Genomic DNA, 24,176 nt, shown 5'->3' on the forward strand with positions numbered 1-24,176 from the left:
GGGCGGGGTCTCATCCCGCTCGCACGACGCCGCTTTCGTAGGCACGGATCACCAGCTGGGCCCGGTCGCGGGCACCGAGCTTGGCCAGCAATGCTGACATGTGCGTTTTGACCGTCGACATCGAGACGAAGAGTTCGGTGCCGATCTCGGTGTTCGACAGGCCGCGCGCGACAAGGGTCAGCACTTCGCGTTCGCGGGTGGTCAGGGTGTCGAGGGTCTCGTCCGGTGTCGGTGCGAGGTGGCCTTTTACCTTGCGGCCCCGGACGAATTCGGTGATCAGTCTGCGGGTCGCGGCCGGAGTGAGCAGGGCTTCGCCGCCGCGGATCACCTCGATCGCCTTGACCAGGTCGGCCGGCGGCGAGTCCTTGAGCAGGAAGCCGCTGGCTCCGGCGAGCAGGCCTTCGTAGACGTACTCGTCGAGGTCGAAGGTGGTCAGGATCAGGACCCTGACGCCGGAGTCGGCCGCGGTGATCCGGCGGGTGGCCTCGATGCCGTCCAGGACGGGCATCCGGACGTCCATCAGCACCAGGTCGGGGCTGAGATCCGCGGCCAGGCGAACGGCCTGCGCGCCGTTCTCCGCCTCGCCGACCACTTCGCAGCCGTCGTAGCCGTTGACCAGGGCTCGGAGCGAGGCGCGCAGCAGCGCCTGGTCGTCGGCGATGAGGATGCGGCTCATGCGGGAAACCTCGCGGCGACTGTGAATCCGCCGTCGGTCGTGGGCCCTGCGGAGAAGGTGCCGCCGAACAGCTCGGTGCGTTCTGCCATGCCGCGCAGGCCGTGTCCCGGCGTTCCGGTCGGGGCCGGTGGCAGGCCGTCCGGCGGCGGGGGATTGGCGATGGTGACCGCGACCTGGTTCGGAGCGAAGCTGAGCAGGACCGAGCCGGAGGTGGTTCGGGCGTGTCGCAGGATATTGGTCAGGGACTCCTGGACGATGCGGTACACCGCGAGGCCGACGGCCGCGGGGATGACTCGGCGCTCGCCCTCCTCCCGGAGGCTGATGCGCAGGCCCGCTTGAGCCGCCTGGGAGATGAGGGTGCCGAGGTCCAGCAGGTCTGGGACTGGTGCTCGGTCGGGCGTGGGGAGTACGTCGGCGTCAGGCATCGAAGTCGGGGAATCGCGGAGAACGCCGAGCAGTCGGCGCATGTCGATCATCGCGCTGCGACCGGTCTCTTCGATCGCGGTGAGCGTGGCGCGCATCTGGTCAGCTTCGTGCCGGCGGAACACGGCGACTCCGGCCTGGACGGTGATCAAGCTGAGCGCGTGCGCCACCACGTCGTGCAGTTCGCGGGCGATGCGCAGCCGTTCGTCGGCCATCCTGGAGGTGACTTCGGCCTCGATCTTGCGGGCGCGTACGGCGGCCATCGCTGTGCGGTACTGCCGCTGTTGGCGTACGACGTAGCCGGTCAGCGACGGTGCCACGCCGATGGCGACTCCGCTGAGCGTTGTCACCGAGGGCGGGTAGTGCAGGCTGGTCAGGATCGCCAGGGCCGCCGCCAGGACCGCGGCGGAGGCGAGTGCGGTGATGCGGCCGGAGCGGGTCGTCGCGACGCTGTAGAGCGCGAACATCATCGCGAACGGACCGTAGGAGTCGTAAGGTGCCCCGGCGGTGGCCAGGGTGACGGTCGCAGCCGTGAGGAGCAGGCAGACGGTCATCGGGAAGCGGCGGCGGGCCAGGAAGGCCAGGGTGACGCCGAGGACGAGTAGCGACAGCCACGGGTTCTGATGTGCCGGCGCACGCGATCGGCTCGATCCGAACGGCAGCAGGAGCATCAGGGCCACCAGAGCGTCCAGCACCACCCAGTGCCAGGGGCGCATCCGCCGGGAGAACGAGGCGGGCTCGGGCTTCCGGGTCGGCGGCGAGTGTGCCGCGAGGTCGGCCATGCGCCGACCGTAAGCCTGCGGACGGATGGCGATCAACGTCGCGGGTCGAAAACCATACCCGGGGAGGAGACCGAAAGATCAGCCTCTGCACCGATGCGCGCGCTCCGGGCAATGCGGACCATTGAGACATGATCGACATCGAAGGCCTGAGCAAACGCTACGGCGACAGATACGCGGTACGCGATCTGACGTTCAGCGTGCGTCCCGGGCACGTGACCGGATTCCTGGGGCCGAACGGCGCCGGGAAGTCCACCACCATGCGCGCCGTCCTCGGCCTGGACCTGCCGACCGCCGGCCGGATCCGGGTCGACGGCCGGCCGTACGCCGCGCTGGAGCGGCCGCTGACCCACGTGGGCATGCTGCTGGACGCCGGGGGAGTGCACCCCGGGCGCAGCGCGCGGCAGCATCTGCGGGCGGTGGCCGCGGCCGGGAAGCTGCCGGGGCGGCGGGTGGAGGAGGTGCTGGCGCGGGTCGGGCTGACCGACGTGGCCGGGCATCGGGTCGGCGGGTTCAGCCTGGGCATGCGGCAGCGGCTCGGGATCGCGACCGCCCTGCTCGGCGATCCCGGGATCCTGATGTTCGACGAGCCGGTCAACGGCCTTGATCCGGAAGGGATCCGCTGGATCAGGGACCTGATGAAGGCGCTGGCGGCCGAGGGTCGGACGGTGTTCGTCTCCAGCCACCTGATGAGCGAGATGGAGAACACGGCCGACCACCTGGTGGTGATCGGGCGGGGGCGGCTGATCGCCGATCTCCCGGCCCGCGAGCTGATCGAGCGGTACGGCGGCGGGTTCCTGAGCGTGCGGACGGATGAGCCCGGCCGGCTGATCACGGTGCTGGTGTCGGCGGGGGCCCGGGTGACGCCGGAGGGCCCGGACACGCTGCGGGTGGTCGGGCTGGACGGCGACGCGGTGGCGCGGCTGGCGCACGGGGCCGGGGTGCTGGTGCTGGAGGTGGCGCGGCATGCGACGTCGTTGGAGGACGCGTATCTGCAGCTGACCGACGCGGCGGTCGAGTATCGGGGGCGTCAGGGGCATCGGGGGCATCGGGGGGCAGAGGCGTGATCAGGTCGGAGTGGATCAAGCTGTGGAGCGTGCGGTCCACATGGTGCGCGCTCTACGTGGCGGCGGCCGGGACGATCGGGCTGGCGTCCACGTACGCGATGGTCGCCGAGCCCGGGGACGTGGAGCCGACGAACGCGTTGCAGGGGGCGGTGTTCGGGCAGCTGGCGTTCGGTGTGCTCGGGGTGCTGGTGGTGTCGTCGGAGTACACCACCGGGCTGATCCGGACGACGTTCGCGACGGTGCCCCGGCGGCGCGTGGTGATCGCGGCGAAGGCCGGGCTGTTGTTCGCGGTGTTGGTGGTCGCGGGGGAAACGCTGTCATTCGCCGCGTTCTTCACCGCGCAGATTCTGTGCGGGCGGCGCGGTGCGCACTTCTCGCTGGCCGCTCACGACATGGCGTTCTCGGTGCTCGGATGCGGGTTCTACATGGCCTTCGTGGGCATGTTCGGGTTCTGCGTCGGGGTGGTGTTGCAGCGGACGACCGCTGCCGTGGCGACGTTCGTCGGGATCGTCTTCGTGGGGATGGGGGTGATTCCCGCGTTGCTGCCGGACGGGGTCCGGGCCGAGGCGGTGCGGTTGACGTTCACCAAGGTCGGCGAGGCGATGGCGACGCCCGCGCGCACGACGCCGCGGTCGGCGGCGGACTACGTGCTCGGCGCGGGGGCGGCGTGGGGCGTGTGCTTGCTGTACCTGGCGGTCTCGGTCGCCGTGCCCCTGCTGGTCGTCACCCGACGCGACACGAATTGAATTGAGGGTCCTGAGATGCTCCTACATCGGCACGCTGCTCTGCAGCTCTGGATCGCCCTTCGGCGCGCCCCATCGGTAGAGGAAGAAGCACACGACCATGCCGACGAAGAAGAACGCGGCGGACCAGCGGTAGGCGGTGGCGTAGCTGTGCAGGTTGGCCTGCGCGGTTACCTGCGCCGAGGCCGCTTTGCCCTTGGCGTAGTTCGTCGCCGCGCTCGCCGCCAGGGTGGACAGCAGCGCCACGCCGATGGAGCCGCCGACCTGCTGGCAGGTGTTGACCATGGCCGAGGCGACGCCGGCGTCGTCGGCGCTCACACCGTAGGTGGCCATCGCCATCGCCGGGGCGAAGATCAGGCCCATGCCGAAGCCAAGGATCAGCAGCGGGGGCAGGATGTGCGGGGCGTAGCTGCTGGTCAGATCCAGCCGGGTCAGCCACAGCATGCCCACCCCGCCGAACAGCATGCCCAGCGGCACCACCGGTCGCGGGCCGATCCTCGGCAGCAGCGTGATCGTGGCGATCTGCGCGGACACCATGAGCGCGGCGACCATCGGCAGGAAGGCCAGACCGGTCTTGACCGGCGAATAGCCGAGGATCTGCTGCATGTAGTACGTCAGGAACAGGAAGACCCCGAAGATCCCGGCACCGGTGATGAACATGCCGAGGTACGAGGAGCCGCGGTTGCGTTCGCCCACGACCCGCAGCGGCAGCAGCGGATGGGTCGCGCGGCGTTGCCACCACGCGAAGAGCACGAGCAGGACGCAGCCGACGATCAGGCTGACCCAGGACTGCGGCGAGCTCCAGCCCTTCGCCTCGGCCCGGGAGAAGCCGAAGACCAACAGGAACAACCCGGAACAGGCGTAGGCGGTGCCGGGCAGGTCCAGCGACGGACGGCCCGCGGGCCGGTGGTTGGGCACGTACGCCAGCGCCCCGAGCAGTGCGACACCGGCGATGACCAGGTTGATGAACAGCGTCCAGCGCCAGTTCAGGTACTCGGTGAGCAGCCCGCCGAGCAGCAGCCCGATGGCACCGCCGGCGCCGGCGACCGCTCCGTACACGGCGAAGGCCCGGTTCCGCTCCGCCGGCCGGGTGAAGGTGGTGGTCAGCGCACTCAGCGCGGCCGGCGCGAGCAGCGCGCCGAACAAGCCTTGCAGCGCCCGGCCCCCGATGAGGATGCCCACGTTGGGCGCGATCCCGGCCAGCGCCGAGGCCACCCCGAACCCGACCAGCCCGCCGATCAGCGCGGTCCGCCGCCCGAACAGGTCCGCGAACCGCCCGCCGACCAACAGCAGCGAGCCGAACGCGAGCGCGTAAGCCGTGACGATCCACTGCCGCGAGGCGTTGGTGAACCCCAGGTCGCGCTGCGCGGACGGCAGCGCGATGGTCACCACGGTCGCGTCCAGCACCACCATCAGCTGCGCGAGGCTCACCACGCCGAGGATCATCCACTCGTGGGCCACGCGCGGGCCGTACTCGGCTTCCTCGACGGCCTGCTCCGCTGTCTTGGACGGAGTCGTCGCACTCTCCGACGGCGATGCCATGTCGGTCCCTTCCTGGGCGACAGATCGATGGAATCGACGCTATGCCGGGGCCGTCGGTGCCGCATGTCGAGCCACATGTCGAGCCGTAGCGGGGCGACGCGCCCGGGCGCGCGACGCGCTGCCGCCTCTGCTCAGCGCGACCCGACGAGGTGCGCGAAGACGATGACGTTGTCCGCGTAGCCGGTCCGCCGGTTGTAGTGGCCACCGCAGGTGATCAGGCGCAGCGCCGCATAGCCGGTGGAACCGTAGACCTCGCGGGTCGGAAACCCGGTCTTCGGCACGAGCGCGACCGAGTCCACCCGGAACACCGCCACGCGCCGATCAGCACGCGCCACCTCGACCTCGTCGCCGGGACGTACCGCACCCAGCTCGTAGAAGGCGGCGCGATTGCCCGGCGCGAACCGCGAATCGACATGGCCGGTGATCACCGCGGGCCCTGCCTGCCCCGGCGCCGGCCCGCGGTCGTACCAAGCGGCCTTCAACGGCTCCCGAACCGGCGGCACCCCCACCTCACCGTCCTGCGCCAATCCCACCGCGAGCACATCGGCATGAATCCCGACGCGCCCCACCGTGACCCGCGTCGGCCGCGCGTACCCCAGCGGCGCGGCCCGATGCCCCACGGCGCCCACGGCGCGCCCGGCCCACGCCGGAGGCAGCGGCGGCGGCACAGGATCGGCAAGAGTCAGCGCACGAATGAGGAAGCCGGACCCGATGACCACGGCCACCACCGACGCGAAAGCCAGCGCCCGCCCCGGATGCCGCACCTCGCGCGCCACATCGCCGGGCCGCGACGGCGCCTCGGCAGATCCCCGCGCTCTGCCTTGGATGCCGACCTCGACCTGGGAACCGGCAGCAGCGCTCGGAACCAAGGTCCGGCCGGCCTCGCCGATCGGATGGAAGATCGGGCCCGATGCGGGGAGCTTCTCCGCTGACGAAGTGGCAGGGCCCGACGGCCCGGTGCTAGCGCGAGACTCGGTGCCTCCCAGGTCGCCGCCAGACCCAGCGGGCTTCTCGGTTGCCGGCGAGCCTTTAGGCAAAGCATCCTTCGGCAGCCCGGTGTCTGTGGGCGAGCCGATGCCTCGCGCCAGGCTGTTGCCGCGCTCGGCGTGCTGCTCGGTCGGCGGCGAGCTGTTTGGCCAAGCATTGTCTGGCAGCCGGGCGCCTGTGGGCGAGCTGGTGTCTCGGGCCAGGTTGTTGCCGGGCTTGGCGTGCTGCTCGGTTGCCGGCGAGCTGATCGGCCAAGCTTTGCCTGGCGGGCGGGTGCTTGCGGGCGAGCTGGTGTGTCGGGCCAGGTTGTTGCCGGGCTTGGCGTGCTGCTCGGTTGCCGGCGAGCTGATCGGCCAAGCATCCTTCGGCAGTCCGGTGCCTGCGGGCGAGCTGCTGCCTTGCGCCAGGTTGTTGCCGAACTCGGTGTGCTGCTCGGTCGGCGGCGAGCCGTTCGGCCAAGCATCGCTCGGCAGCTCGGTGCCCGCGGGCGAGCCAGGGCTTCGCGCCAGGCTGCTGTCGCGCGGTAGGTCGGCGGCTCCCGGTGCATCGCCGGCGTCGCGCGCGGCTGCGAGTGAGTGGCTCGGCGCGTCAGCGGCGCGCGGTGCCGGGCGGGCCGGGGCTCGTGCGGCAGTCGGGGTGGGCCTGTGCTGGTGGTCGGTGACGGCGCCGCCGATCGGGATGCCGACCACCGTGGGTTCGCTCATCCGTGTGGGGTGGCGCGGCGGCGGCGGATGAAGGAGGCGGTGGCGAAGCCCAGGCCGCCGAGGAGGAATGCGCTGCCTACTGCTGCGTCGCCGATGCCTAGGTGGTCTTCGGCGGAGCCGTCGCCGGTTGCGGCGGCGCCGGTGGGGGTGGCCGTGGTGTGCGTGGTGGTGCTGTGGGTGTTCACGTGGAGGGTGGCCGTCAGGGTGCTGCCGCAGTGGAGGGTGATCGTGTAGGTGCCGGCGGCCAGGCCTTGGCGGAGGGTGCCGCCTCCGCCGGTCATGTTGGCCAGGGGGGCCAGGGCGATGGGGGCCGCGAGGGCTTGGGAGGTCGCGGTGCCGCTGGGGGCTGTGCACTCGTTGGCGTCGTAGACCCAGACCTGGGTGCCTGGGGAGGCCGGGTTGGGTTGGACTGTGGGGTTCGCTGGTTTGTCCTCGGCCAGGGCCGGAGCTCCCGTACCTGTCGCTACAGCCATCGCCACCAGCAGTGCGCTCGCCGTCGCCATCAGAACCCTCACCAGCCGGCCTCCGTCTCTCTCCCGCTCACTTCACCCCGACAACCCACCCGAGCAGCGGTACATCGCGACGCTAACGCCGCGTATTGCGTTGCGCGCGCTGAGTGGTCCGGAGGAGGGGTGCGTGGGAGAGGTGCGGCTTCGGCGGCAAAGGGAAGCGGCCGGTACGGATGACTCCGTACCGGCCGCGGTGACGCCGCGCTGCGATCCGCGTTCCTCCAACGATCTCAGGCCGCGGCGAAAGCCCCCTCGATCACCGTCAGGCCCTCGTCCAGCAGCGCCTCGCTCATCACCAGCGAGGGCAGGAAGCGCAGCACGTTCCCGAACGTGCCGCAGGTCAGGATCACGACGCCTTCGGTGTGGCACTGCTTGGCGACCGCGGCGGCCAGCGCGGCGTCCGGCTCCTTCGTGCCCGGCTTCACCAGCTCGACGGCGATCATCGCGCCGCGGCCGCGGACCTCGCCGATGCGGGGGTCGGCGGCGGCCAGCTTGGTCAGCCGGCCCAGCATCTGCGCCTCGATCTTGCGGGCCCGGGCCGGGAGGTCCTGCTCCTTCATGGTCTGGATGGCGCCGAGCGCGCCCTCGCAGGCCACCGGGTTGCCGCCGTAGGTGCCGCCCAGGCCCCCGGGGCCGGCGGCGTCCATGATCTCCGCGCGGCCGGTGACCGCGGCCAGCGGCAGGCCGCCGGCGATGCCCTTGGCGGTGGTGATCAGGTCCGGGACGACGCCCTCGTGGTCCACCGCGAACCAGTCGCCGGTGCGGCAGAAGCCGGACTGGATCTCGTCGGCGATGAAGACGATGCCCTTCTCCCGGCACCAGTCGGCCAGGCCCGGCAGGAAGCCGTCCGGCGGCACGATGAAGCCGCCCTCGCCCTGGATCGGCTCGATCAGGACGGCGGCCACGTTGTGCGCGCCGACCTGCTTCTCGATCAGGGTCTTGGTCTGCTCCAGGGCCTCGGCCGCGGCGTTCTCCGGGCCGGTGGGCCAGCGGAAGGGGTAGGCCATGGGGACGCGGTAGACCTCGGGGGCGAAGGGGCCGAAGCCGTCCTTGTACGGGGCGACCTTGGCGGTCAGCGCCATCGTCAGGTTGGTGCGGCCGTGGTAGCCGTGGTCGAAGACCACGACCGCCTGGCGCTTGGTGTACGCGCGGGCGATCTTGACCGCGTTCTCCACCGCCTCCGCGCCGGAGTTGAACAGTGCCGAGCGCTTCTCGAAGTCGCCGGGGGTGAGCTCGGCCAGGGCCTCGCAGACCGCGATGTAGGACTCGTACGGCGTCACCATGAAGCAGGTGTGGGTGAACTTCGCCAGCTGCTCGGAGGCCCGCCGCACGACGTTGGCGTCCGCGTGCCCGACCGAGGTCACCGCGATGCCGGAGCCGAAGTCCAGCAGCTGGTTGCCGTCGGCGTCCAGGAGTACCGCGCCATCGGCGTCGGTGACGAACACCGGCAGCGTGGTGGAGATGCCGCGCGCGACCACCTTGTTGCGGCGCTCGAACAGCTCGCGGGACTTCGGGCCGGGGATCTCGGTGACGAGACGCCGTTCCTGCTTGAGCTCGGTCATGGTCCCTGTGCCTCCTGGGTGGCGGTTGGTCGCGCGGTTCTCTCGCAGCCTAAGCGCGCCGTGACGGCCCGGCACAGGACGCGGTGGCGGGTCCGGGGGCGGGGTTGAGCCGAATTGGCGAGTGGGAACGCCGCGCTGAAGCCGTGCCGGAAGCGTCCGGGAAGCAGCCGGGCGCCGTTCCCTATCGCCGCGTCGTAGTTCTGATACACAGAACGTGTGACGACTGAAGGCCAGGGCCCCGGCCCGCTGCCGCCCGGCTGGTACGCCGACCCCTCCGGGGCGCCGCAGGTGCGCTACTGGACCGGGACCAAATGGACCGAGCGCACCCGGCCCGACGTGCAGTCCTGGGTCCACGGCCCGCGGCTGGTGGACGTGCCGGGGGTCTTCGCCTACGGCCGCGACCCCGAGGCGGCCGCCGCCGTCCGGGTCAGCCGCGAGGCCCGGCAGCGGGCCCTGCGATACCTGCTCTACGCGCCGCTGGCCGGCGTGGTGCTGGCGGTGCCGGCGTCGATAGTCCTCACCTCGATCGGCCTGAGCGGCGCGCTGCTGTGGCTGATCTACCTCGCCGCCGTGCTCGGCGCCTGCGGGTGGGCCGGCGGCTGGGTGCCGGTGGGCCGGGTGCTGTGGGCCCAGTACGGCGACCGCCTCAGCGGCCTGCCCGGCCTGGGCAAGAAGCGCAAGGCCCCGCCGCCGGCCAAGCCTGACATGTGGGTGGACCTGCGCCAGGCCGGGCACGTCGCGGCGGCCAGCCGGCTGGACTCGGCCGCCGACCACGGCGAGCTCACGGACGTCGACTACGTCCGAGTGGTCCGCGTGATCCGGCAGGCGCGCGGCGACGGCGACCGCCTCGCCGCGGTGGCCGCCGAGATCGAGGACGCCGGTCCGCACGCCTGGCTGCACCCCTCCGGCCAGCGCGACCTGCCGGCCCGGCTCGGCGAGCACGACCTGATGACCGGGCAGGTGCGCCTGGGCGTGGCCTCGGCCTCGGCGAAGAACCCGGCGACCCACGCCGGCCAGACCTTCGCCCTGGACGCCGAGGTCCTGCGCACCTCGCTGCTGGTGATAGGACCCACCGGCAGCGGCAAGACCCGCAGCTTCGCGCGGCCCATCGTGGAGCTGCTGGGCCTGCAGACGCTGACCAACATGGCCTCGGCGGTGGTCATCGACCCGCACGGCGACTACGCGCTGCCCGGCTTCTTCGACGTCGACATCGACCCGCTGGACCCGGACTCGCGCTGGGGCTTCGACCTCTACGGCGGCGCGCGCAACCCGGCCGAGGCCGCCGACCGGCTGGCCGGCGCGCTGCTGCCGCCGGGCGTGGAGCCGGAGGCCGACGCTGCCGCGCACAATGCCCTGGACGCCGCGCTGAGCTGGTTCCGCGAGCGGGAGAGCCGCTACCCGACGCTCAAGGAGCTGATCGGCGAACTGGCCGAGGGCCGCGGACCCCGGCTGCTCGTGGAGCGGCTGCGGCTGCTGGACCGGCCGGCGCTGATCGAGCTGTTCGACGGCCGCGGCGACCAGAAGTTCTCGATGCGGCAGATCGACAAGCCGATGCGGGTCCGCATCGCCCTCCCGGAGGGCGCCTACCCGCAGGCCGCGCGGATCCTGGCGCGGCTGGCGGTCTCGCAGTTCGTGCAGACCGTGTCCGCGCCGGACGTCGACCGCTCCATCTTCAAGGGCCTGATCGTCGACGACGCCGGCCGCTTCGTCGACGAGTACGTGGTCCAGGGCCTGCAGCGGGCCCGGGCGGCGAACGCCGGCCTGATCCTGCTGGCCCAGTCCATGCGCGAGTTCCCCGAGGACCTGCGGGCCACGGTCTTCGCCAACACCGGCTGCAAGGCGGTCTTCGCCGGCATCGACCCGCAGGACGCCTCCTACATCGCCGATTTCTGGGGCAAACAATGGGTCGCCGAGACCACGGTGACCACCGGCCAGGAGAACACCACCCGCTCCGGCACCATCACCGGCCCGCCGGAGCGGCGCCGCAGCGTGCAGTCCATGGGCCGCAACGCCCGGCGGCCCGGCCGGCTGCTGGCGCTGACCGGCGGCTCGTCGGTGACGCAGCAGCGCTCGGTGGCGACCCGGCCGGTGGAGCGCTACGTCTGGTCGCCCTCGGAGATCATCAACGAGATCCCGACCGGCCACGCCCTGGTGTCGCTGGCCACGGCCGAGGGCTTCCGGACGCCGCCGGTGCTGGTCGACCTGCGCGGTTGAACCTGCGCGGCCGGCGGCGGCCGGACCGGTCGCCGCCGCGGCCGCTGGTACCGCTGCCGCCGCCGCTCAACCGGCGTGCCATGTCACTGTGAAGTTCCCGCCCGACGAGATCGGGCTGGGAGCTGCCTTCGTGGTCCCGCCGTTGGCCATGGTGATCGGGTCCGGGCGGAACGCGCCCAGCGCGGTGCCGTTGGCGCTCGCGCCGGTGAACCCCACCGCCCCGAAGTCGGACAGCGGCAGTACGCCGGAGGCGTCGGACGGGGCCTCGGCGATGACCTCGGCCGAGGCCAGGGCCGGGTTGGCCAGGTGTGGGGTGAACGTGTGCGACCAGCCCTTGGTCCGGTCGCCGATGACCAGGGTGAAGCGGCCGGACCCGCTGTAGACGACCGAGGCGTGGACGGCGTCGCCGGGGGAGATCGGGCCCGCGACGTCGACCGGGCCGTTCGGATACATCTCGTACCACGCGGAGTAGGAGGCTCGGCCGCCGGAGCAGTCGGCCTCGGTGCCGATCTGCTCGACCGAGTTGCTGCCGTCGCCGTCCAGGCCGATCCAGAACGACGCGTACGTGGTCTGCGACCGGCAGGAGACGCCCGGCTCCGTCCAGGAGGCGCTGACGGAGGTGTAGCCGCCGCCGGTGGCGACGTAGCCGGCCCAGTTCGCGGAGGTGCTGTCGGGCAGATCGGGGGTGGCGGGCCGCGCGGACAGCGCGGTGCCCTCCACGATGCCCGTAGACGCTGCCGGAGTGGAGATGAGGGCCGCGGATATCGCTCCGGAGAGCGCTATGGCGGCCGCGGCCCGGCGGCGGGGAGAAGACATCCTGTGTCTCCAATCTCTATGTACTGAGATGGAGACTAGGTAACCCTTTTGAAGATGTCTGCCCTGAAAAGCACAAAAGACTGATTCGCCAGGCCACGCCTGCTTTCGCTGTCGGTGCGCCGGATCTGTGCTGAGCGTGGGAGTCAGTACCGAGCGTGAGAGTCAGTACTTAGCGTGGGAGTCAGTGCTGAGCGTGCGAGGCCAGACCGCGCAGCATCAGGTCGAGCCCGAACTCGAACCGTCCGTCCGGGCCCCCGGTCTCGAACATCGGGTCGGCCAGCGCCACCAAGTTCGGGAACGTCGCGACCGGCAGGGACTTGACGTAGGCCTTCATCTCCCCGGCCCACTTCTCGACGTCCTCCTGCGAGGTCTCGCCGTGGACGGAGTACCGGACGTCGTCCTCGAAGACGCTCGCGACCACGTACAGCGAGATGACGTCCCCGGCCCACGCTGCCACCTTGTCCGGCAGGTTTCCGGCCCGCAGCAGCCCCATGAAGCCCTCGACGAGGCGGATCCCGCTCGGTCCCATCGGGACCCGGCCGAGCATGGAGCGGGCCAGGCCGGGGTGAGCCTGCAGGATCCGTCGGGTCTGGCGCATCGCGTCCCGGAGCTGCTCCACCCAGTTCTCGGGGTCCGGCTCGGGGATCTCGGCCTCGGCGAACACCCGGTCGATGGCCAGCTTCAGCAACTCGTCCTTGTTGGCGACGTGCGCGTACAGGGACGCGGCGCCGGTGCCCAGATCGGCGGCGACGCGGCGCATGGACAGCGCGTCGTAGCCGTCGGACTCCAGGATGTGCAGCGCCGTCTCGACGATCGCCTCCTGGCTCAGCGGCGTGCGCGCGGTCGCCTTGACCTTGCGCGTGCGCTCCCACGGGGGGACCGGCGCTTCCGGAGTCTCGTTCGGTGCTGCTGGATTCGCCATCAGGTCTGGCTCCCTTCCTTCTCCCGAACACTGTACGCCTGACGAACGGTGTTCGGAAGCGCGAACAGCGTTTGACTCGAACGGTGTTCGCGTGTAGAACGATGTTCGTAGGAAGTCGAACGGCGTTCGTGAGCGGATCGGATGGAGATCCGGAGTTCGCGATATAGCTTGACATCCAGCACACGAGATATATCGTGATGACGCAGCACAGCGAACGGCGTTCGCTCGTCACGAACTACGTTCAACCACCTTTTCTCCCGGAGGGGGACCACCATGACCAGCACAATCGATACCTCGAACCAGACCGTCGACCACTCCGACAGCGCGCCTCCTGGCTCATCGGAAGCGCCGAGTCCTACCAAGTCCAAGCTCGGCAAGGCCGTGATCCTCGCGCTGTTCGCGATCATCGGCGCCGACATCATGGACCTGCTGGACACCACGATCATGAACATCGCCAGCCCGGTCCTGCGGACCGACCTCGGCGCCTCCACCTCGGCCCTGCAGTGGATCGTCGCCGGCTACACGCTGGCCTTCGCCGTGATGCTGACCACCGGCGGCCGGCTCGGCGACGTCTTCGGCCGCAAGCGGATGTTCCAGGTCGGCATCAGCGGTTTCCTCGTCGGCTCGATCCTGTGCTCCGTGGCGCAGAGCTCGGGCGAGCTGATCGGCGCGCGCATCCTGCAGGGTGCCTTCGCCGCGGTGATGATCCCGCAGGGCCTGGGCATGCTGCGGGCCATGGTCCCGGCGGAGAAGATGAACTCCGTCTTCGGCATCTTCGGCCCGATGATGGGCCTGGCCGCGACCCTCGGCCCGATCCTGGGCGGCTGGCTGGTCGGCGCCGACCTGTTCGGGCTCAGCTGGCGGGCCATCTTCCTGGTCAACGTGCCGGTCGGGATCGCCGCGCTGGCCTTCGGCAGCAAGGTGCTGCCCAGGGACGAGCACGCCGCCGACGGCGCCAAGCCCAAGCTCGACATCGTCGGCATGCTGCTGGCCACCGTCGGCATCATGCTGCTGGTCTACCCGCTGGTCCAGGGCCGCGAGGCGGGCTGGCCGGCGTGGATGTTCGGCATGATGGCCGCGTCCGTCCCCACCTTCGGGGTGATGGCGCTGCACCAGCGCCGCCGCAACGCCCTCGGCCGCGACCCGTTCGTGGTGCCGACCGTGTTCCGCAAGCGCTCGTTCGTCAGCGGCATCGCGGTGCTGTTCTCCTTCGCGGCGGCGATGAGCGGCGTGTTCTTCGTCTACACCCTGTTCCTGCAGGTCGGCCTGCACTACAGCGCGCTGCACGCCGGGCTGACGATGCTGCCCTGGTCGATCGGCACGATCATCTCCATGGGCGCCTCGCAGGGCCTGATGCCCAAGGTCGGCCCGCGCCGCACGCTCCAGGCCGGCATGCTGGTCATGTCCCTGGGCACGGTGATCTCCGCGCTGCTGGTCCACACCTACGGCGCGACCACCACCAGCTGGACCCTGATCGTCCCGCTGCTGGTCTCCGGCATGGGCATGGGCCTGATCTTCGGCCCGATCTTCGGCACCGTGCTGGGCGACCTGGACGACGCCGAGGTCGGCTCGGCCTCGGGCCTGCTCAACGCGATGCAGCAACTCGCCGGCGCCTTCGGGATCGCCGCGCTGGGCACGGTGTTCTTCGACAAGGCGGGCGCGATGATGACCAGCGTCCCGGCCGCCGCGACCCTGGTGTTCGCGATCAGCGCGGCGATCCTGGTGGTCGCCTGGGCCGTCGCCTTCACGATGTCGAAGCACACTCAGGAGGCTGAGGGGCACTGAGAGGGGCCGGTTTCAGACCGGCGTGTCCCCTCCGAGGAGTCCGAGGAAGGTCTGTCCTTCCTCGGCTCCGCTCTTAAATAGGCACAGCGCCCATTTCGCGTGGCCGAGGAGCCAGTCGCGGTAGGCGATCTCGGCGTTCTTCTCGCTGCCGCCCGGGACGACCGAGAGGAAGTAGTCGATCTCTGAGAGCTCGTATTCGGCGTGGCAGAGCGGGAAGAGGTTCGGGAGTGCGGCGGACTCGGCGGCGCTGAGCGGCCGGACCGAGGTGTAGCCGCGCAGGAAGGACCGGAGTTCGTGCTCGGCGATGTTGGCGGGGCCGCCGTCGCGCAGGCCGACCCAGTCCACGGCGAAGCGTTCGATCGCGATCGCGAGGTCATAGGCGGCGGTGGTGCGGTCGGAGAGACCGAAGTCGAGGACCGAGGCGATGGACGCCTGCCGGCCGGTGGCGGACCACAGCAGGTTCGTGCCGTGCCAGTCGTTGTGGGTCCACAGCGGGGCGAGGTCTTGGTCCAGCCGCTGGTGGAAGGGGAGCAGCAGGCGTTCCACGTCGGAGTGCCAGTCGCGAGCGGCCAGGAAGGCGCCGAGGTGCGGGCGCCGGGCCGCGATCTGCTCGATGGCGGCGATCGGGTCCGCCGAGCCGAAGAGCGAGAAACCCGATTTCAGCGGGCGCCAGGGTCGGGACGGGGCTTCATAGCCTTCAGCGGCGAGGTGCAGGCGGGCGAGCATTGCTCCGGCGGGACCGGCGTGGGAGCTCGGGGTGTAGGGCGACCAGGAGAAGGTGCTCTGATACAGGTCCTCGCCGATGCCGAGTTTCTGGGCCTCGTAGACGAAGTCGCCGCGGGTTCCGGCGGTCCAGGCGGCGGGGACCGGGATGCCGCGCTCGCGGACATGGTCCATGAAGCCGTGTTCCTCGGCCAGCGCCTCCGGGGTGCGCAGGGCCGACGGCAGCCGCTTCACGATCAGCCGCCGGCCGTCGGACATGCGGATGCGCGCGGTCGTCGACAGCGGACGCGGGCTGCGCCACTCGATCTCGGCGATCTCCTCGCCGAGCACCGCCTCGACTTCCTCCGTGGTCAGGCTCGGCCAGTCGCGCCGCACGATCGATTCCGCCCCCATGCCGAAGACGAAGTCGTCGTCGCTCACGCAGAGCCCTCAGCTTGCGCCGGGATCGAGACCCCCGGCGCCCGGCGCTGGTCCAGCGCCACGATCGCGCCGGTGACCAGCGCCGCCACCGCGAACGAGTACAGCGAGGCCGAGGCCCACCAGCCCGGGTGGACGTGGACCCAGTCCTGGACGTGCATCCAGCCGTGCGCCCACCAGTCCACCGAGCCCGGGTTCAGCACTTGGTAGACCACGAAGCCCAGGGCCCACGGCACCAGCATCGCGGGCCGCGCCGGGGAGCGCTCCGACAGGTCCCAGCGGCCCTGGCGGCCGCGGCCAAGGAAGTAGTCGACGCCGAGCACGGCGGCCAGCGGCACGAAGACCGAGCCGATCAGCCCGAGGAAGTTCGCGAAGCCGCCGAGGTCGTGGACGAACAGCGCGATCACCGTCACCAGGGCGCCGACCCCGCCGGCCAGGATCCGGCGGTCCACGCGGGGCAGCAGGTTCTGGATCGACATCGCGGTGGAGTACACGTTCGCGAAGGACTGGTCCGATTCGCGCAGCACCAGCACCAGGAAGAACAGCCAGCCGGCGGTCACGCCGAGCATGGTGTGGAAGACGTCGGCGTTCGGGGCCTGCAACAGGGCCACGATGCCGATCGCGTAGCACCAGAACTGCGTGATGCTGTAGCCCAGCACCGCCGAGCCTCCGGCCTGGCGGGAGCTGCGGGCGTGCCGCATGTAGTCGGCGGCCATCGGCAGGAAGGACACCGACAGCGCGAGCGCGGCGTCGACGGCCGGGAAGAAGCCGCTCCAGGAGGTGCCGCTCTGGTGCGGGATCGGGTTCCGCAGCAGCTGGACCGTGAAGTAGAGCATGGCGACGGCGACCGCGCCTGTCACGTACTTGCGCAGCACGCGCAGCACCGCCAGCGGCCAGATCGCCATCGACGTGCACAGCGCCCCGGCCGCGACCACGACCAGCGGCCGCGGGACCTTGCCGGTCATGGCGTCCACGCCCTGCACGATGACGGTGATCTCGTACACCCCCCAGCCGATCAGCTGGAAGATGTTCGCCAGGCTCGGCAGCCAGGACAGCTTGGTGCCGAACAAGCCGCGCAGCACCGCCATCGCCGGGGCGCCGGTGCGGGTGCCGACCACGCCGGCCAGCGCGGTCATCACCATGCCGGCCACGGTGCCCAGCGCGAGCGCCAGCAGCGAGGCCGGGACCGGCAGCGGCGAGTAGCCGGTGGGGACCAGCACGACCGCGGCCGAGGAGAACCCGATCAGGCTGACGCCCAGGTTCGCCCAGAACGCGGACTGGTCGCTGAACGAGAGGGTGCGCGGGGCCTCGGTGGTGAGCTGGAGCGGCGCCTCGGCGGAGGGAGCGGCCTCGGCCGGCGTGGTGGTGGTCGTCATGGCGTGCTCCATGGTACGGGGCTCGCGCACCGTTGTTCGAAGGGCGATCTGCGGCGATGCCCGCCGAGCATCGCGACGTAGGCTGGGGCTGTGCCGCCGACGATCGCCTCCCTGCTCGCCGACCGACCTCTGGGCCTGCGACTGCTCACCTCCGAGGGACCGGCCGGGGACACCGCGCGCGAGGTCCGGTGGGTGCACACCACGGAGCTGAACGACCCGGCGCCGTTCCTGGAAGGCGGCGAGCTGCTGCTGACCACCGGGCTGCGCCTGGCCGACCCGGGATTCGACCTGGAGGCCTTCCTGTCGGGGCTGGTGCGCGCCGGGGTCGCGGGCCTGGGATTCGGTGTCGGGCTGAACAACGCGTCTGTGCCGGACCGGTTTGTCGTCGCAGCGTCGGCGCACGGCCTCCCGGTCCTGGAGGTGCCCAAGGCCACGCCGTTCATCGCGATCGCGAAGTCCGTGTCGAAGGCGCTCGCGGCCGAGGAGTACCGCGCCATCACCGAGGGGTACCGGACGCAGCAGGACCTGGTGAAGTCGGCGCTCGCGCACGAGCCGCAGCGGTCCCTGGTGCGCTCGCTGGTGCGCGGCCTCGGGCCCGGCGCGTGGGCCGTGCTGGCTGGGGCCGACGGATCGGTGCTGCACAGCGCGGGCCCGGTGCCTGACCTGGACCTGGCGCCGGAGCTGGCCCGGCTGCGCGGCCGGCCGGTGCCCAGCAGTTCGTCGATACTGACCGAATCAGGGCACGTCGAGGTGCACGCGCTCGGGGCCGGCAAGCGGCCCATGGGCTTCCTGACCGTCGGGATGCTGGGCCGCACGAGCGGACCGGACATCACCGGCCGCCAGATCCTGGCCGTGGCGCTCACCCTGCTCACGCTCGGGGTCGAGCAGCCGACCAAGGACGTCACCGTCGCCGAGCTGACGCTGCGGCGCGCGGTGGTGCGGCTGCTGCTCGCCGGGTACGTGGACGCGGCGTACGAGGCCGCTGGGGAGTTGCGGGTGCCGTTGCCGGCCGAGCCCGTGCGGATCGCGCGGGACTCGGTCCGCGATGAAGCGGTCTCGGACCGGGTGTTCGTGCTCGAAGAGGACGGCGAGCGGGTGCTGGTCGCCTCCGCCGACTACGAGGGCTTCACCGGCGGCGTCTCGGACGCGGTCGGCTACGCGGACTTCGGGCGTGCCTACCGGCAGGCCGGCGAGGCGCTGGCGACGGCGCGCAAGAGCGGCCAGTCCGCCGTGTACTTCGCCGAGTCCGGCTCGGGGCTCGCGACGCTGTTCGCGGACCAGGGAGTCCGGGACTTCGCGGCCGGCGTGCTGCGGCCGTTGGTCGAGGCGGACCGCTCGGAACTGGTGCCGACGCTGCGCGCCTGGCTGGCGCACAACGGCCAGTGGGACTCGGCAGCCGCGGAGCTCGGGGTGCACCGGCACACCGTGCGCGCACGGATCGCGCGGGCCGGCGAGCTGCTGGGCAAGGACCTGACAGCCGCGGATTCGGCCGACGCGCGGATGGAGTTATGGTTCGCGCTGCGGGTGCGCGAAGGGCAGTAACCGACCGGCCCCGGGGCATGCGGGCCGAAATGCAGTCGCGTCGCAGTTCTCGAAGTGGTTAAGTCGAGAGATGGGTGCCCAGCTTGTCGCGCTGTGTATAGACGCGCACGATCCGCTCTTGCTCGCCCGGTTTTGGTCCGGCCTTCTTGGCTGGGAGCGAGCGGAGGATCAGGGCGACGGCGTCGCCCTCGTCCCCGCCGACGACACCGGCTTCCGGATCAGGTTCCTGCCGTCGGAGGCGGAGAAGGTCCGGCAGAACCAGATGCACTTCGACCTGACCAGCGCTTCTCCCGAGGCCCAGAAGGAAACCGTGGCCCGCGCGCTCGAACTCGGCGGCCGGCACCACGACGTCGGGCAGGGCCCGGAGGCGACGCAGGTCGTGCTCGCCGATCCGGAGGGCAACGAGTTCTGCGTCATCGCGGCGGGCAACAAGTTCCTCGCGGAGTGCGGGTTCATCGGGGCGTTGGCGAGCGACGGTTCACAGGAAGTCGGGTACTTCTGGAGCCGGGCGCTGGACTGGCCGCTGGTCTGGGACCAGGACCAGGAGACGGCGATCCGCTCCCCGCACGGCGGCCCGAAGATCACCTGGGGCGGTCCGCCCTTCACACCGAAGAACGGCAAGAACCGGCTGCGGTTCGACCTCGCCGCCGCCGAGAGCTCTCAGCAGACGGAGACCGACCGGCTGGTCTCGCTCGGCGCCACCTGGATCGGCGTCGGACCGGGTGCCGGCGAGGTGCTGATGCTGGATCCCGACGGCAACGAGTTCAGCCTGTGGCCGGCCGCGCGGTGAGTCTCCGGGGCTCCCGGTGATGAGCGTGGCGAGCATGACGAGGGCCGGCGGCTCTGCCCCGCACCCGCGTCGACGCCCATCGCGGCCGGTCCGGCCGCATTCTGGCCCGAACGGCGTAGCCACCGCCGTCGACTGGCCATCGCGTACACCGGCGGAAACGGCCGCCCGCGCCTACTGTGAGTGCCATGACTGAGCAGGCAACGCCGTTCTGGATCGCGGGTAAGCAGGTCACGGGGACCGACAGCTACGAGGTGCGCTCGCCGTACGACGGCCGCCTGGTGGCGACCGTCTCGGTGCCCACCGAGGAGCAGGTCGAGCAGGCGGTGGCGGCGGCCGCCGAGGCGGCCAAGGAGACCGCCGACCAGCCCGCTTATCGCCGGGCGGCAGCGCTGGACCACGTCTCCCGGCGCATCGCCGAGCGCGCCGAGGAGATCGCCGCGCTCATCACCGCCGAGAACGGCAAGCCGCTGAAGTGGGCCAAGGCCGAGGTCGGCCGCGCCGTGTCGGTGTTCCGCTGGGCCGCCGAGGAGGCGCGCCGCTTCAACGGCGAGCTGCAGCGCCTGGACACCGACCCCAACGCCGCCGGCCGCACCGCCATCACCCGCCGCTTCCCGCGCGGGCCGGTGCTGGGCATCGCGCCGTTCAACTTCCCGCTGAACCTGGTTGCGCACAAGGTCGCCCCGGCGATCGCGGTCGGCGCTCCGATCGTCCTGAAGCCGGCGCCGGCCACCCCGCTCAGCGCCCTGCTGCTCGGCGAGCTGCTGGCCGAGACCGACCTGCCGGCCGGCTCCTGGTCGGTGCTGCCGGTGCCGAACGACCGGATGGCCGGGCTCACCACCGACCCGCGGCTGCCGGTGGTCAGCTTCACCGGCTCCGGCCCGGTCGGCGCGATGATCCAGGCCGAGGTGCCGCACAAGCACGTCACGCTGGAGCTCGGCGGCAACGCCGCGGCCGTGGTGATGGCCGACTACTCCTCGGAGAAGGACCTGGACTGGGCCGCGCAGCGGATCGCCGCGTTCTCCAACTACCAGGCCGGCCAGTCCTGCATCTCGGTGCAGCGGGTGTTCGCCGACCGCGCGGTCTACGAGCGGCTGGTGGACAAGGTGGTCGCGGCCGTCGAGGCGCAGAAGACCGGCGACCCGGCCGACGGCGCGACCGACGTCGGCCCGATGATCAGCACCGCCGCCGCCGAGCGCGTCGAGGCCTGGGTCGAGGAGGCGGTCGGGGCCGGGGCCACGCTGCTCACCGGAGGCGTCCGGGACGGCGCGAGCTACGAGCCGACCGTCATCGCCGGCGCCCCGGCGAACTCCAAGGTGGTGACCGAGGAGGTCTTCGGCCCGGTGCTGGTGCTGCATGCGTTCAGCGGCGCGGACGAGGCGGTGCGCCTGGTCAACGACTCGCAATTCGGCCTGCAGGCCGGAGTGTTCACCAACGACCTGCACACCGCGTTCCGGATGCACCGCGATCTGGAGGTCGGCGGGGTCATCATCGGCGACGCCCCGAGTTTCCGTGCGGACCAGATGCCGTACGGTGGTGTGAAGGGCTCCGGCGTGGGCCGCGAAGGCGTCAAGTACGCCATGGAGGACTACACATATGAGCGCGTACTGGTGCTGACCGGGATCGACCTGTAGCGACCCCGGCCCGCAGACCGATACACGCTCGCCCCTGACTCGACTCCCTCACCGGGTCAGGGGCGTTTCCCTTTTTTCGGCTGTCCTGCTCGGAGGTCCTGCTTCAGACCCCGGCGGCGTCGGCGTCCGCCTTCACGCCCTCGCGGTAGGACGGGTACTGCGGCTGCCAGCCCAGCTGGTCCTTGGCCTTGGCGTTGCTGATGACCCAGCGGCCGGTGATGAAGGCGTTCAGGTAGGGCAGCGGCTTGGTCATCCAGGCCGGGACGATGCGCGGGTTCTTCGTCCTGAAGTCCTTCGCGATCTCCATGGCCACGTCCGCGAACGGCGCCGGGGTGTCGTCCACGATGTTGTAGGCCTCGCCGCCCTTGCCCCGCTCCACCGCGGCGACGGTCGCGCCCGCCGCGTCGGCGAGGTGGATGAAGCCGTTGGTGCCGGCCTTGACCAGCGGCAGCTTGCCGGCCTTCAGGAAGTCCACGTAGGCGTTCGTCGCGGGGCCGCCGTAGAACAGGCCGTAGCGCAGTGCGATGCCGTCGATGCCGGGCTCGGAGAAGGCGATCTGCTCGTTGCGCAGCATCGCCTCGCCGTGCCGGGCGAAGGACTTGCGCGGCGAGGGACCGAAGAACGCTTCCTCGGTCAGCGGGGTCGCGCCCTGGTCGCCGTAGCCGTAGCCGAAGATCATCGACTGGGTCAGGAAGCGCGCGGCGCCGGTCGCCTTGGCGGCCGCCATCAGGTTCTCGGTGCCGACGGTGCGCAGGACGTTGGTGACGTCCATGTCCTTGTTGCGCATCGGCGGCTTCTTCAGGGCGGTCAGCTGGCTGATGACCGCGTCGAAGTGCCGGCCGCTCAGCGCGGCGAGCAGCTGGTCGCGGTCCAGCACGTCGGCGACGACCGCTTCGGCGCCCATGCCCTCGATCACGCGGACGCCGTCGGGGGTGCGGGTGATGCCGACCACCTCGTGACCGGCACAGATTTCTTGGCTAGTACAGATGAGGGCAGGGGTGAGGACGCGGCCGAAGACGCCGCTGGCACCGGCGAGCAGGATACGCATCATGAGCTCCTTGGGATCGGCTCGGCGGTTCTCTCCGCCGTGTTCGATCGCAAGGACGGGCCCGGGCCCGGATCTGTGACACGGTTCGCTGTGAGCCCGGTCACAGCCGGTCGGGCGGGATCGGCCCAGGTCAGTCCACAGCGGTTTCCAGGGCTCGGACACCGTCCAGCTTCTCCGGGTTGGCCATCCCGAAGACCGTGCGGATCCTGCCGTCCTCGTCGAGGTCCAGCGTGTAGACGTAGAGCACCTTGTCGTCGGCGTAGGCGATGATCGCCGGGGCGCCGTTGACCGCGGTCGGGGCGATCTCGACGCGGATGTCCATGCCGTCCTCGATGTACTTCGCGTACTTCTGGACGATGCCCAGCAGGAACCGGGACACGTGGTCCAGCCCGACCACCGGCCGCGTCGCCGCGCTGACCACACCGCCGCCGTCGGCGATGACCGTGACCTCCGGGGACAGCATCTCCAGCAGCGGCGCGACGTCGCCGCCGGTGCAGGCGGCGAGGAAGCGTTCGGCGATGCTCTGCCGCTTGACGTCGTCCAGCGGGTAGCGCGGGCGCTTGTCGTGCACGTGGCTGCGGGCCCGGACCAGCAGCTGGCGCACCGCGGCCTCGGTGCGGTCCAGCATCGCCGCGATCTCGGCGAAGCTGTAGTCGAAGGCCTCGCGCAGCACGAAGACGGCGCGCTCCAGCGGCGACAGCGTCTCCATCACGAGCAGCATGGCCAGCGAGACGGTGTCGTCCAGGACCACGCGGTCGGCGGCGTCCGGGGCGGTGTCGGCGCCGTCCCGGGTCAGGACCGGCTCCGGGAGCCAGGGGCCGACGTAGGACTCCTTGCGGGTCTGGGCCTTGCGGAGCTGGTCGATCGCCAGCCGGGTGGTGACGGTGACCAGGAAGGCCCGCGGGTCCTCGACCGAGGCGTAGTCGGCGGCGCTCCAGCGCAGCCAGGCGTCCTGGACCACGTCCTCGGCGTCGCTCCAGCGGCCCAGGACGCGGTAGGCGACCGACGTCAGTAGCCTGCGATGGTCGTTGAAGACGTGCGCGGCCCTGGTGTCGTCCCGGGTCGGGAGGTCCTGATCCACGCCGACCAGCCTATTACCGCTGTGGGCATGGACGCTTGGCGCCCTGAGGCCTACCTTGCGCGCATGACGCCTGTGGGAAAGATCGTGATGGTGACCGGCGGCGCTAGCGGAATCGGCCGGGCGACCGCGGAGATGTTCGCGGCGCGGGGCGCGGCGGCGGTCGTGGTGGTGGACCGGACCGACACCGGGGAGTATTCGGGGCCGGAGACGGTCGAGCTGATCCGCAAGGCCGGCGGCACGGCGTTGTTCGTGCGCGCGGACGTGGTGGTGGAGTCGGAGGTCGAGGCGGCTGTCGCCGCGGCGCTCGCCGAGTACGGACGGCTGGACGCGGCGGTGAACTGCGCCGGGGTCGCCGGGACCGGGGCGAAGATCGCGGACACCACGCTGGAGGACTGGAACCGGGTCCTGGGCGTCAACCTGACCGGGGTGTTCCTGTCGCTGAAGCACGAGATCCGCGCGATGCTGCCGAACAAGGCCGGGACGATCGTGAACATCGCCTCGGCGGCGGGGCTGGTGGCGGTGCCGTACCTGTCGCCGTACTGCTCGTCGAAACACGGGGTGCTCGGGCTCACGAAGACCGCGGCGCGCGAGTACCGGAACGCCGGGCTGCGGATCAACGCGATCTGCCCCGGGGTCGTCGACACCCCGATGATCCGCACGTCCGCCGAGGAGCGGCCGGCAGTGAACATGCAGGCTCGGGAGAACACCGGGGGATTCATGGGGCAGCCGGAGCAGATCGCCGAGGCGGCGGTGTGGCTGTGTTCGGACGAGGCGTCGTTCGTCAACGGGGAGTCGATGGTCGTGGACGGCGGCACCATCACAAGGTGAGTAGCGTGAGG

General features: G+C 71.1%; 20 protein-coding genes. 8 read left to right on the forward strand and 12 right to left on the reverse strand.

Features of this window, described 5'->3' with window-relative positions; translation table 11 throughout:
* Nucleotides 1–10: 10 nt before the first annotated feature.
* Nucleotides 11–676: a response regulator gene (locus tag ABH935_RS14265; protein ID WP_370378344.1), complete on the reverse strand. Its 666-nt coding sequence runs from the start codon at nt 674–676 to the stop codon at nt 11–13.
* Nucleotides 673–1,881 (reverse strand): sensor histidine kinase, encoded by a 1,209-nt coding sequence (locus ABH935_RS14270; protein ID WP_370378345.1) that lies wholly within the window; start codon nt 1,879–1,881, stop codon nt 673–675. Before ABH935_RS14270 ends, ABH935_RS14265 begins: the two co-directional genes overlap by 4 nt.
* Nucleotides 1,882–2,009: 128 nt before the next feature.
* Between ABH935_RS14270 and ABH935_RS14275 the strand changes: the two genes are divergently transcribed.
* Both ABH935_RS14275 and ABH935_RS14280 read left to right on the forward strand, forming a co-directional pair.
* Nucleotides 2,010–2,945 (forward strand): ABC transporter ATP-binding protein, encoded by a 936-nt coding sequence (locus ABH935_RS14275; RefSeq protein ID WP_370378346.1) that lies wholly within the window; start codon nt 2,010–2,012, stop codon nt 2,943–2,945.
* Between the two features lie 29 nt (nt 2,946–2,974).
* Nucleotides 2,975–3,691, forward strand: coding sequence for an ABC transporter permease (locus ABH935_RS14280; RefSeq protein WP_370378347.1), 717 nt, complete (start codon nt 2,975–2,977; stop codon nt 3,689–3,691).
* A 21-nt stretch (nt 3,692–3,712) separates the two neighbouring features.
* Here the strand turns inward: ABH935_RS14280 and ABH935_RS14285 are convergent, their stop codons facing one another.
* The 4 genes from ABH935_RS14285 to gabT form a co-directional block, all read right to left on the reverse strand.
* Nucleotides 3,713–5,230, reverse strand: coding sequence for an MFS transporter (locus ABH935_RS14285; RefSeq protein WP_370378348.1), 1,518 nt, complete (start codon nt 5,228–5,230; stop codon nt 3,713–3,715).
* A 131-nt stretch (nt 5,231–5,361) separates the two neighbouring features.
* The gene (locus ABH935_RS14290; RefSeq protein WP_370378349.1) at nt 5,362–6,921 is read right to left on the reverse strand and encodes a class F sortase; all 1,560 of its coding nucleotides are present in this window, start codon (nt 6,919–6,921) and stop codon (nt 5,362–5,364) included.
* Complete coding sequence (locus ABH935_RS14295; protein WP_370378350.1) at nt 6,918–7,436, reverse strand: hypothetical protein; 519 nt, start codon at nt 7,434–7,436, stop codon at nt 6,918–6,920. Before ABH935_RS14295 ends, ABH935_RS14290 begins: the two co-directional genes overlap by 4 nt.
* Before the next feature lie 224 nt (nt 7,437–7,660).
* On the reverse strand, nt 7,661–8,992 hold the full coding sequence (gene gabT, locus ABH935_RS14300; RefSeq protein WP_370378351.1) for a 4-aminobutyrate--2-oxoglutarate transaminase: 1,332 nt from the start codon (nt 8,990–8,992) through the stop codon (nt 7,661–7,663).
* Nucleotides 8,993–9,208: 216 nt separating this feature from the next.
* Here gabT and ABH935_RS14305 point away from each other — a divergent pair, with 216 nt between their 5' ends.
* Nucleotides 9,209–11,206 carry a DUF2510 domain-containing protein gene (locus ABH935_RS14305; protein ID WP_370378352.1) on the forward strand — a complete coding sequence of 666 codons (1,998 nt, stop codon included), beginning with the start codon at nt 9,209–9,211 and terminating at the stop codon, nt 11,204–11,206.
* Between the two features lie 66 nt (nt 11,207–11,272).
* On the opposite strand, the gene ABH935_RS14310 is transcribed toward ABH935_RS14305, so the two are convergent.
* Both ABH935_RS14310 and ABH935_RS14315 read right to left on the reverse strand, forming a co-directional pair.
* Nucleotides 11,273–12,022 (reverse strand): G1 family glutamic endopeptidase, encoded by a 750-nt coding sequence (locus ABH935_RS14310; RefSeq protein WP_370378353.1) that lies wholly within the window; start codon nt 12,020–12,022, stop codon nt 11,273–11,275.
* 181 nt (nt 12,023–12,203) lie between these two features.
* Entirely contained in the window at nt 12,204–12,944 is a 741-nt protein-coding gene (locus ABH935_RS14315; protein ID WP_370378354.1) for a TetR/AcrR family transcriptional regulator, read from the reverse strand.
* Between the two features lie 273 nt (nt 12,945–13,217).
* Between ABH935_RS14315 and ABH935_RS14320 the strand changes: the two genes are divergently transcribed.
* Nucleotides 13,218–14,729: a DHA2 family efflux MFS transporter permease subunit gene (locus ABH935_RS14320; protein WP_370378355.1), complete on the forward strand. Its 1,512-nt coding sequence runs from the start codon at nt 13,218–13,220 to the stop codon at nt 14,727–14,729.
* Nucleotides 14,730–14,741: 12 nt separating this feature from the next.
* Here the strand turns inward: ABH935_RS14320 and ABH935_RS14325 are convergent, their stop codons facing one another.
* Complete coding sequence (locus ABH935_RS14325; RefSeq protein ID WP_370378356.1) at nt 14,742–15,872, reverse strand: phosphotransferase enzyme family protein; 1,131 nt, start codon at nt 15,870–15,872, stop codon at nt 14,742–14,744.
* Nucleotides 15,869–17,245 carry a cytosine permease gene (locus ABH935_RS14330; RefSeq protein WP_370378357.1) on the reverse strand — a complete coding sequence of 459 codons (1,377 nt, stop codon included), beginning with the start codon at nt 17,243–17,245 and terminating at the stop codon, nt 15,869–15,871. Before ABH935_RS14330 ends, ABH935_RS14325 begins: the two co-directional genes overlap by 4 nt.
* Nucleotides 17,246–17,335: 90 nt before the next feature.
* Between ABH935_RS14330 and ABH935_RS14335 the strand changes: the two genes are divergently transcribed.
* The 3 genes from ABH935_RS14335 to ABH935_RS14345 all read left to right on the forward strand — a co-directional run bounded on the left by ABH935_RS14335 (nt 17,336) and on the right by ABH935_RS14345 (nt 21,208).
* A complete protein-coding gene (locus tag ABH935_RS14335) occupies nt 17,336–18,787 on the forward strand; it encodes a PucR family transcriptional regulator (protein WP_370378358.1) in 1,452 nt (483 codons plus the stop codon).
* Nucleotides 18,788–18,857: 70 nt separating this feature from the next.
* Nucleotides 18,858–19,577 (forward strand): VOC family protein, encoded by a 720-nt coding sequence (locus ABH935_RS14340; protein WP_370378359.1) that lies wholly within the window; start codon nt 18,858–18,860, stop codon nt 19,575–19,577.
* 185 nt (nt 19,578–19,762) lie between these two features.
* Nucleotides 19,763–21,208 carry an aldehyde dehydrogenase family protein gene (locus ABH935_RS14345; protein WP_370378360.1) on the forward strand — a complete coding sequence of 482 codons (1,446 nt, stop codon included), beginning with the start codon at nt 19,763–19,765 and terminating at the stop codon, nt 21,206–21,208.
* Nucleotides 21,209–21,311: 103 nt separating this feature from the next.
* Here ABH935_RS14345 and ABH935_RS14350 read toward each other — a convergent pair whose 3' ends face one another.
* Nucleotides 21,312–22,256 carry an NAD-dependent epimerase/dehydratase family protein gene (locus ABH935_RS14350; RefSeq protein ID WP_370378361.1) on the reverse strand — a complete coding sequence of 315 codons (945 nt, stop codon included), beginning with the start codon at nt 22,254–22,256 and terminating at the stop codon, nt 21,312–21,314.
* Nucleotides 22,257–22,386: 130 nt separating this feature from the next.
* Nucleotides 22,387–23,337 (reverse strand): RNA polymerase sigma-70 factor, encoded by a 951-nt coding sequence (locus tag ABH935_RS14355; RefSeq protein WP_370378362.1) that lies wholly within the window; start codon nt 23,335–23,337, stop codon nt 22,387–22,389.
* 63 nt (nt 23,338–23,400) lie between these two features.
* On the opposite strand from ABH935_RS14355, the gene ABH935_RS14360 reads away from it, so the two are divergent.
* Nucleotides 23,401–24,165, forward strand: a complete 765-nt coding sequence (locus ABH935_RS14360) for an SDR family oxidoreductase (protein WP_370378363.1) — start codon at nt 23,401–23,403, stop codon at nt 24,163–24,165.
* Nucleotides 24,166–24,176: the final 11 nt, after the last annotated feature.

It is taken from the genome of Catenulispora sp. GAS73, assembly GCF_041262085.1.
Classification (GTDB): Bacteria; Actinomycetota; Actinomycetes; order Streptomycetales; family Catenulisporaceae; genus Catenulispora.

What these genes read in the sequence shown, in the direction of transcription:
- ABH935_RS14350 (WP_370378361.1), bottom strand. Translation starts at nt 22,256, where the DNA reads ATGCGTATCCTGCTCGCCGGTGCCAGCGGCGTCTTCGGCCGCGTCCTC.
- ABH935_RS14265 (WP_370378344.1), bottom strand. Translation starts at nt 676, where the DNA reads ATGAGCCGCATCCTCATCGCCGACGACCAGGCGCTGCTGCGCGCCTCG.
- ABH935_RS14290 (WP_370378349.1), bottom strand. Translation starts at nt 6,921, where the DNA reads ATGAGCGAACCCACGGTGGTCGGCATCCCGATCGGCGGCGCCGTCACC.
- ABH935_RS14360 (WP_370378363.1), top strand. Translation starts at nt 23,401, where the DNA reads ATGACGCCTGTGGGAAAGATCGTGATGGTGACCGGCGGCGCTAGCGGA.
- ABH935_RS14340 (WP_370378359.1), top strand. Translation starts at nt 18,858, where the DNA reads ATGGGTGCCCAGCTTGTCGCGCTGTGTATAGACGCGCACGATCCGCTC.
- gabT (WP_370378351.1), bottom strand. Translation starts at nt 8,992, where the DNA reads ATGACCGAGCTCAAGCAGGAACGGCGTCTCGTCACCGAGATCCCCGGC.
- ABH935_RS14270 (WP_370378345.1), bottom strand. Translation starts at nt 1,881, where the DNA reads ATGGCCGACCTCGCGGCACACTCGCCGCCGACCCGGAAGCCCGAGCCC.
- ABH935_RS14320 (WP_370378355.1), top strand. Translation starts at nt 13,218, where the DNA reads ATGACCAGCACAATCGATACCTCGAACCAGACCGTCGACCACTCCGAC.
- ABH935_RS14285 (WP_370378348.1), bottom strand. Translation starts at nt 5,230, where the DNA reads ATGGCATCGCCGTCGGAGAGTGCGACGACTCCGTCCAAGACAGCGGAG.
- ABH935_RS14315 (WP_370378354.1), bottom strand. Translation starts at nt 12,944, where the DNA reads ATGGCGAATCCAGCAGCACCGAACGAGACTCCGGAAGCGCCGGTCCCC.
- ABH935_RS14275 (WP_370378346.1), top strand. Translation starts at nt 2,010, where the DNA reads ATGATCGACATCGAAGGCCTGAGCAAACGCTACGGCGACAGATACGCG.
- ABH935_RS14310 (WP_370378353.1), bottom strand. Translation starts at nt 12,022, where the DNA reads ATGTCTTCTCCCCGCCGCCGGGCCGCGGCCGCCATAGCGCTCTCCGGA.
- ABH935_RS14330 (WP_370378357.1), bottom strand. Translation starts at nt 17,245, where the DNA reads ATGACGACCACCACCACGCCGGCCGAGGCCGCTCCCTCCGCCGAGGCG.
- ABH935_RS14345 (WP_370378360.1), top strand. Translation starts at nt 19,763, where the DNA reads ATGACTGAGCAGGCAACGCCGTTCTGGATCGCGGGTAAGCAGGTCACG.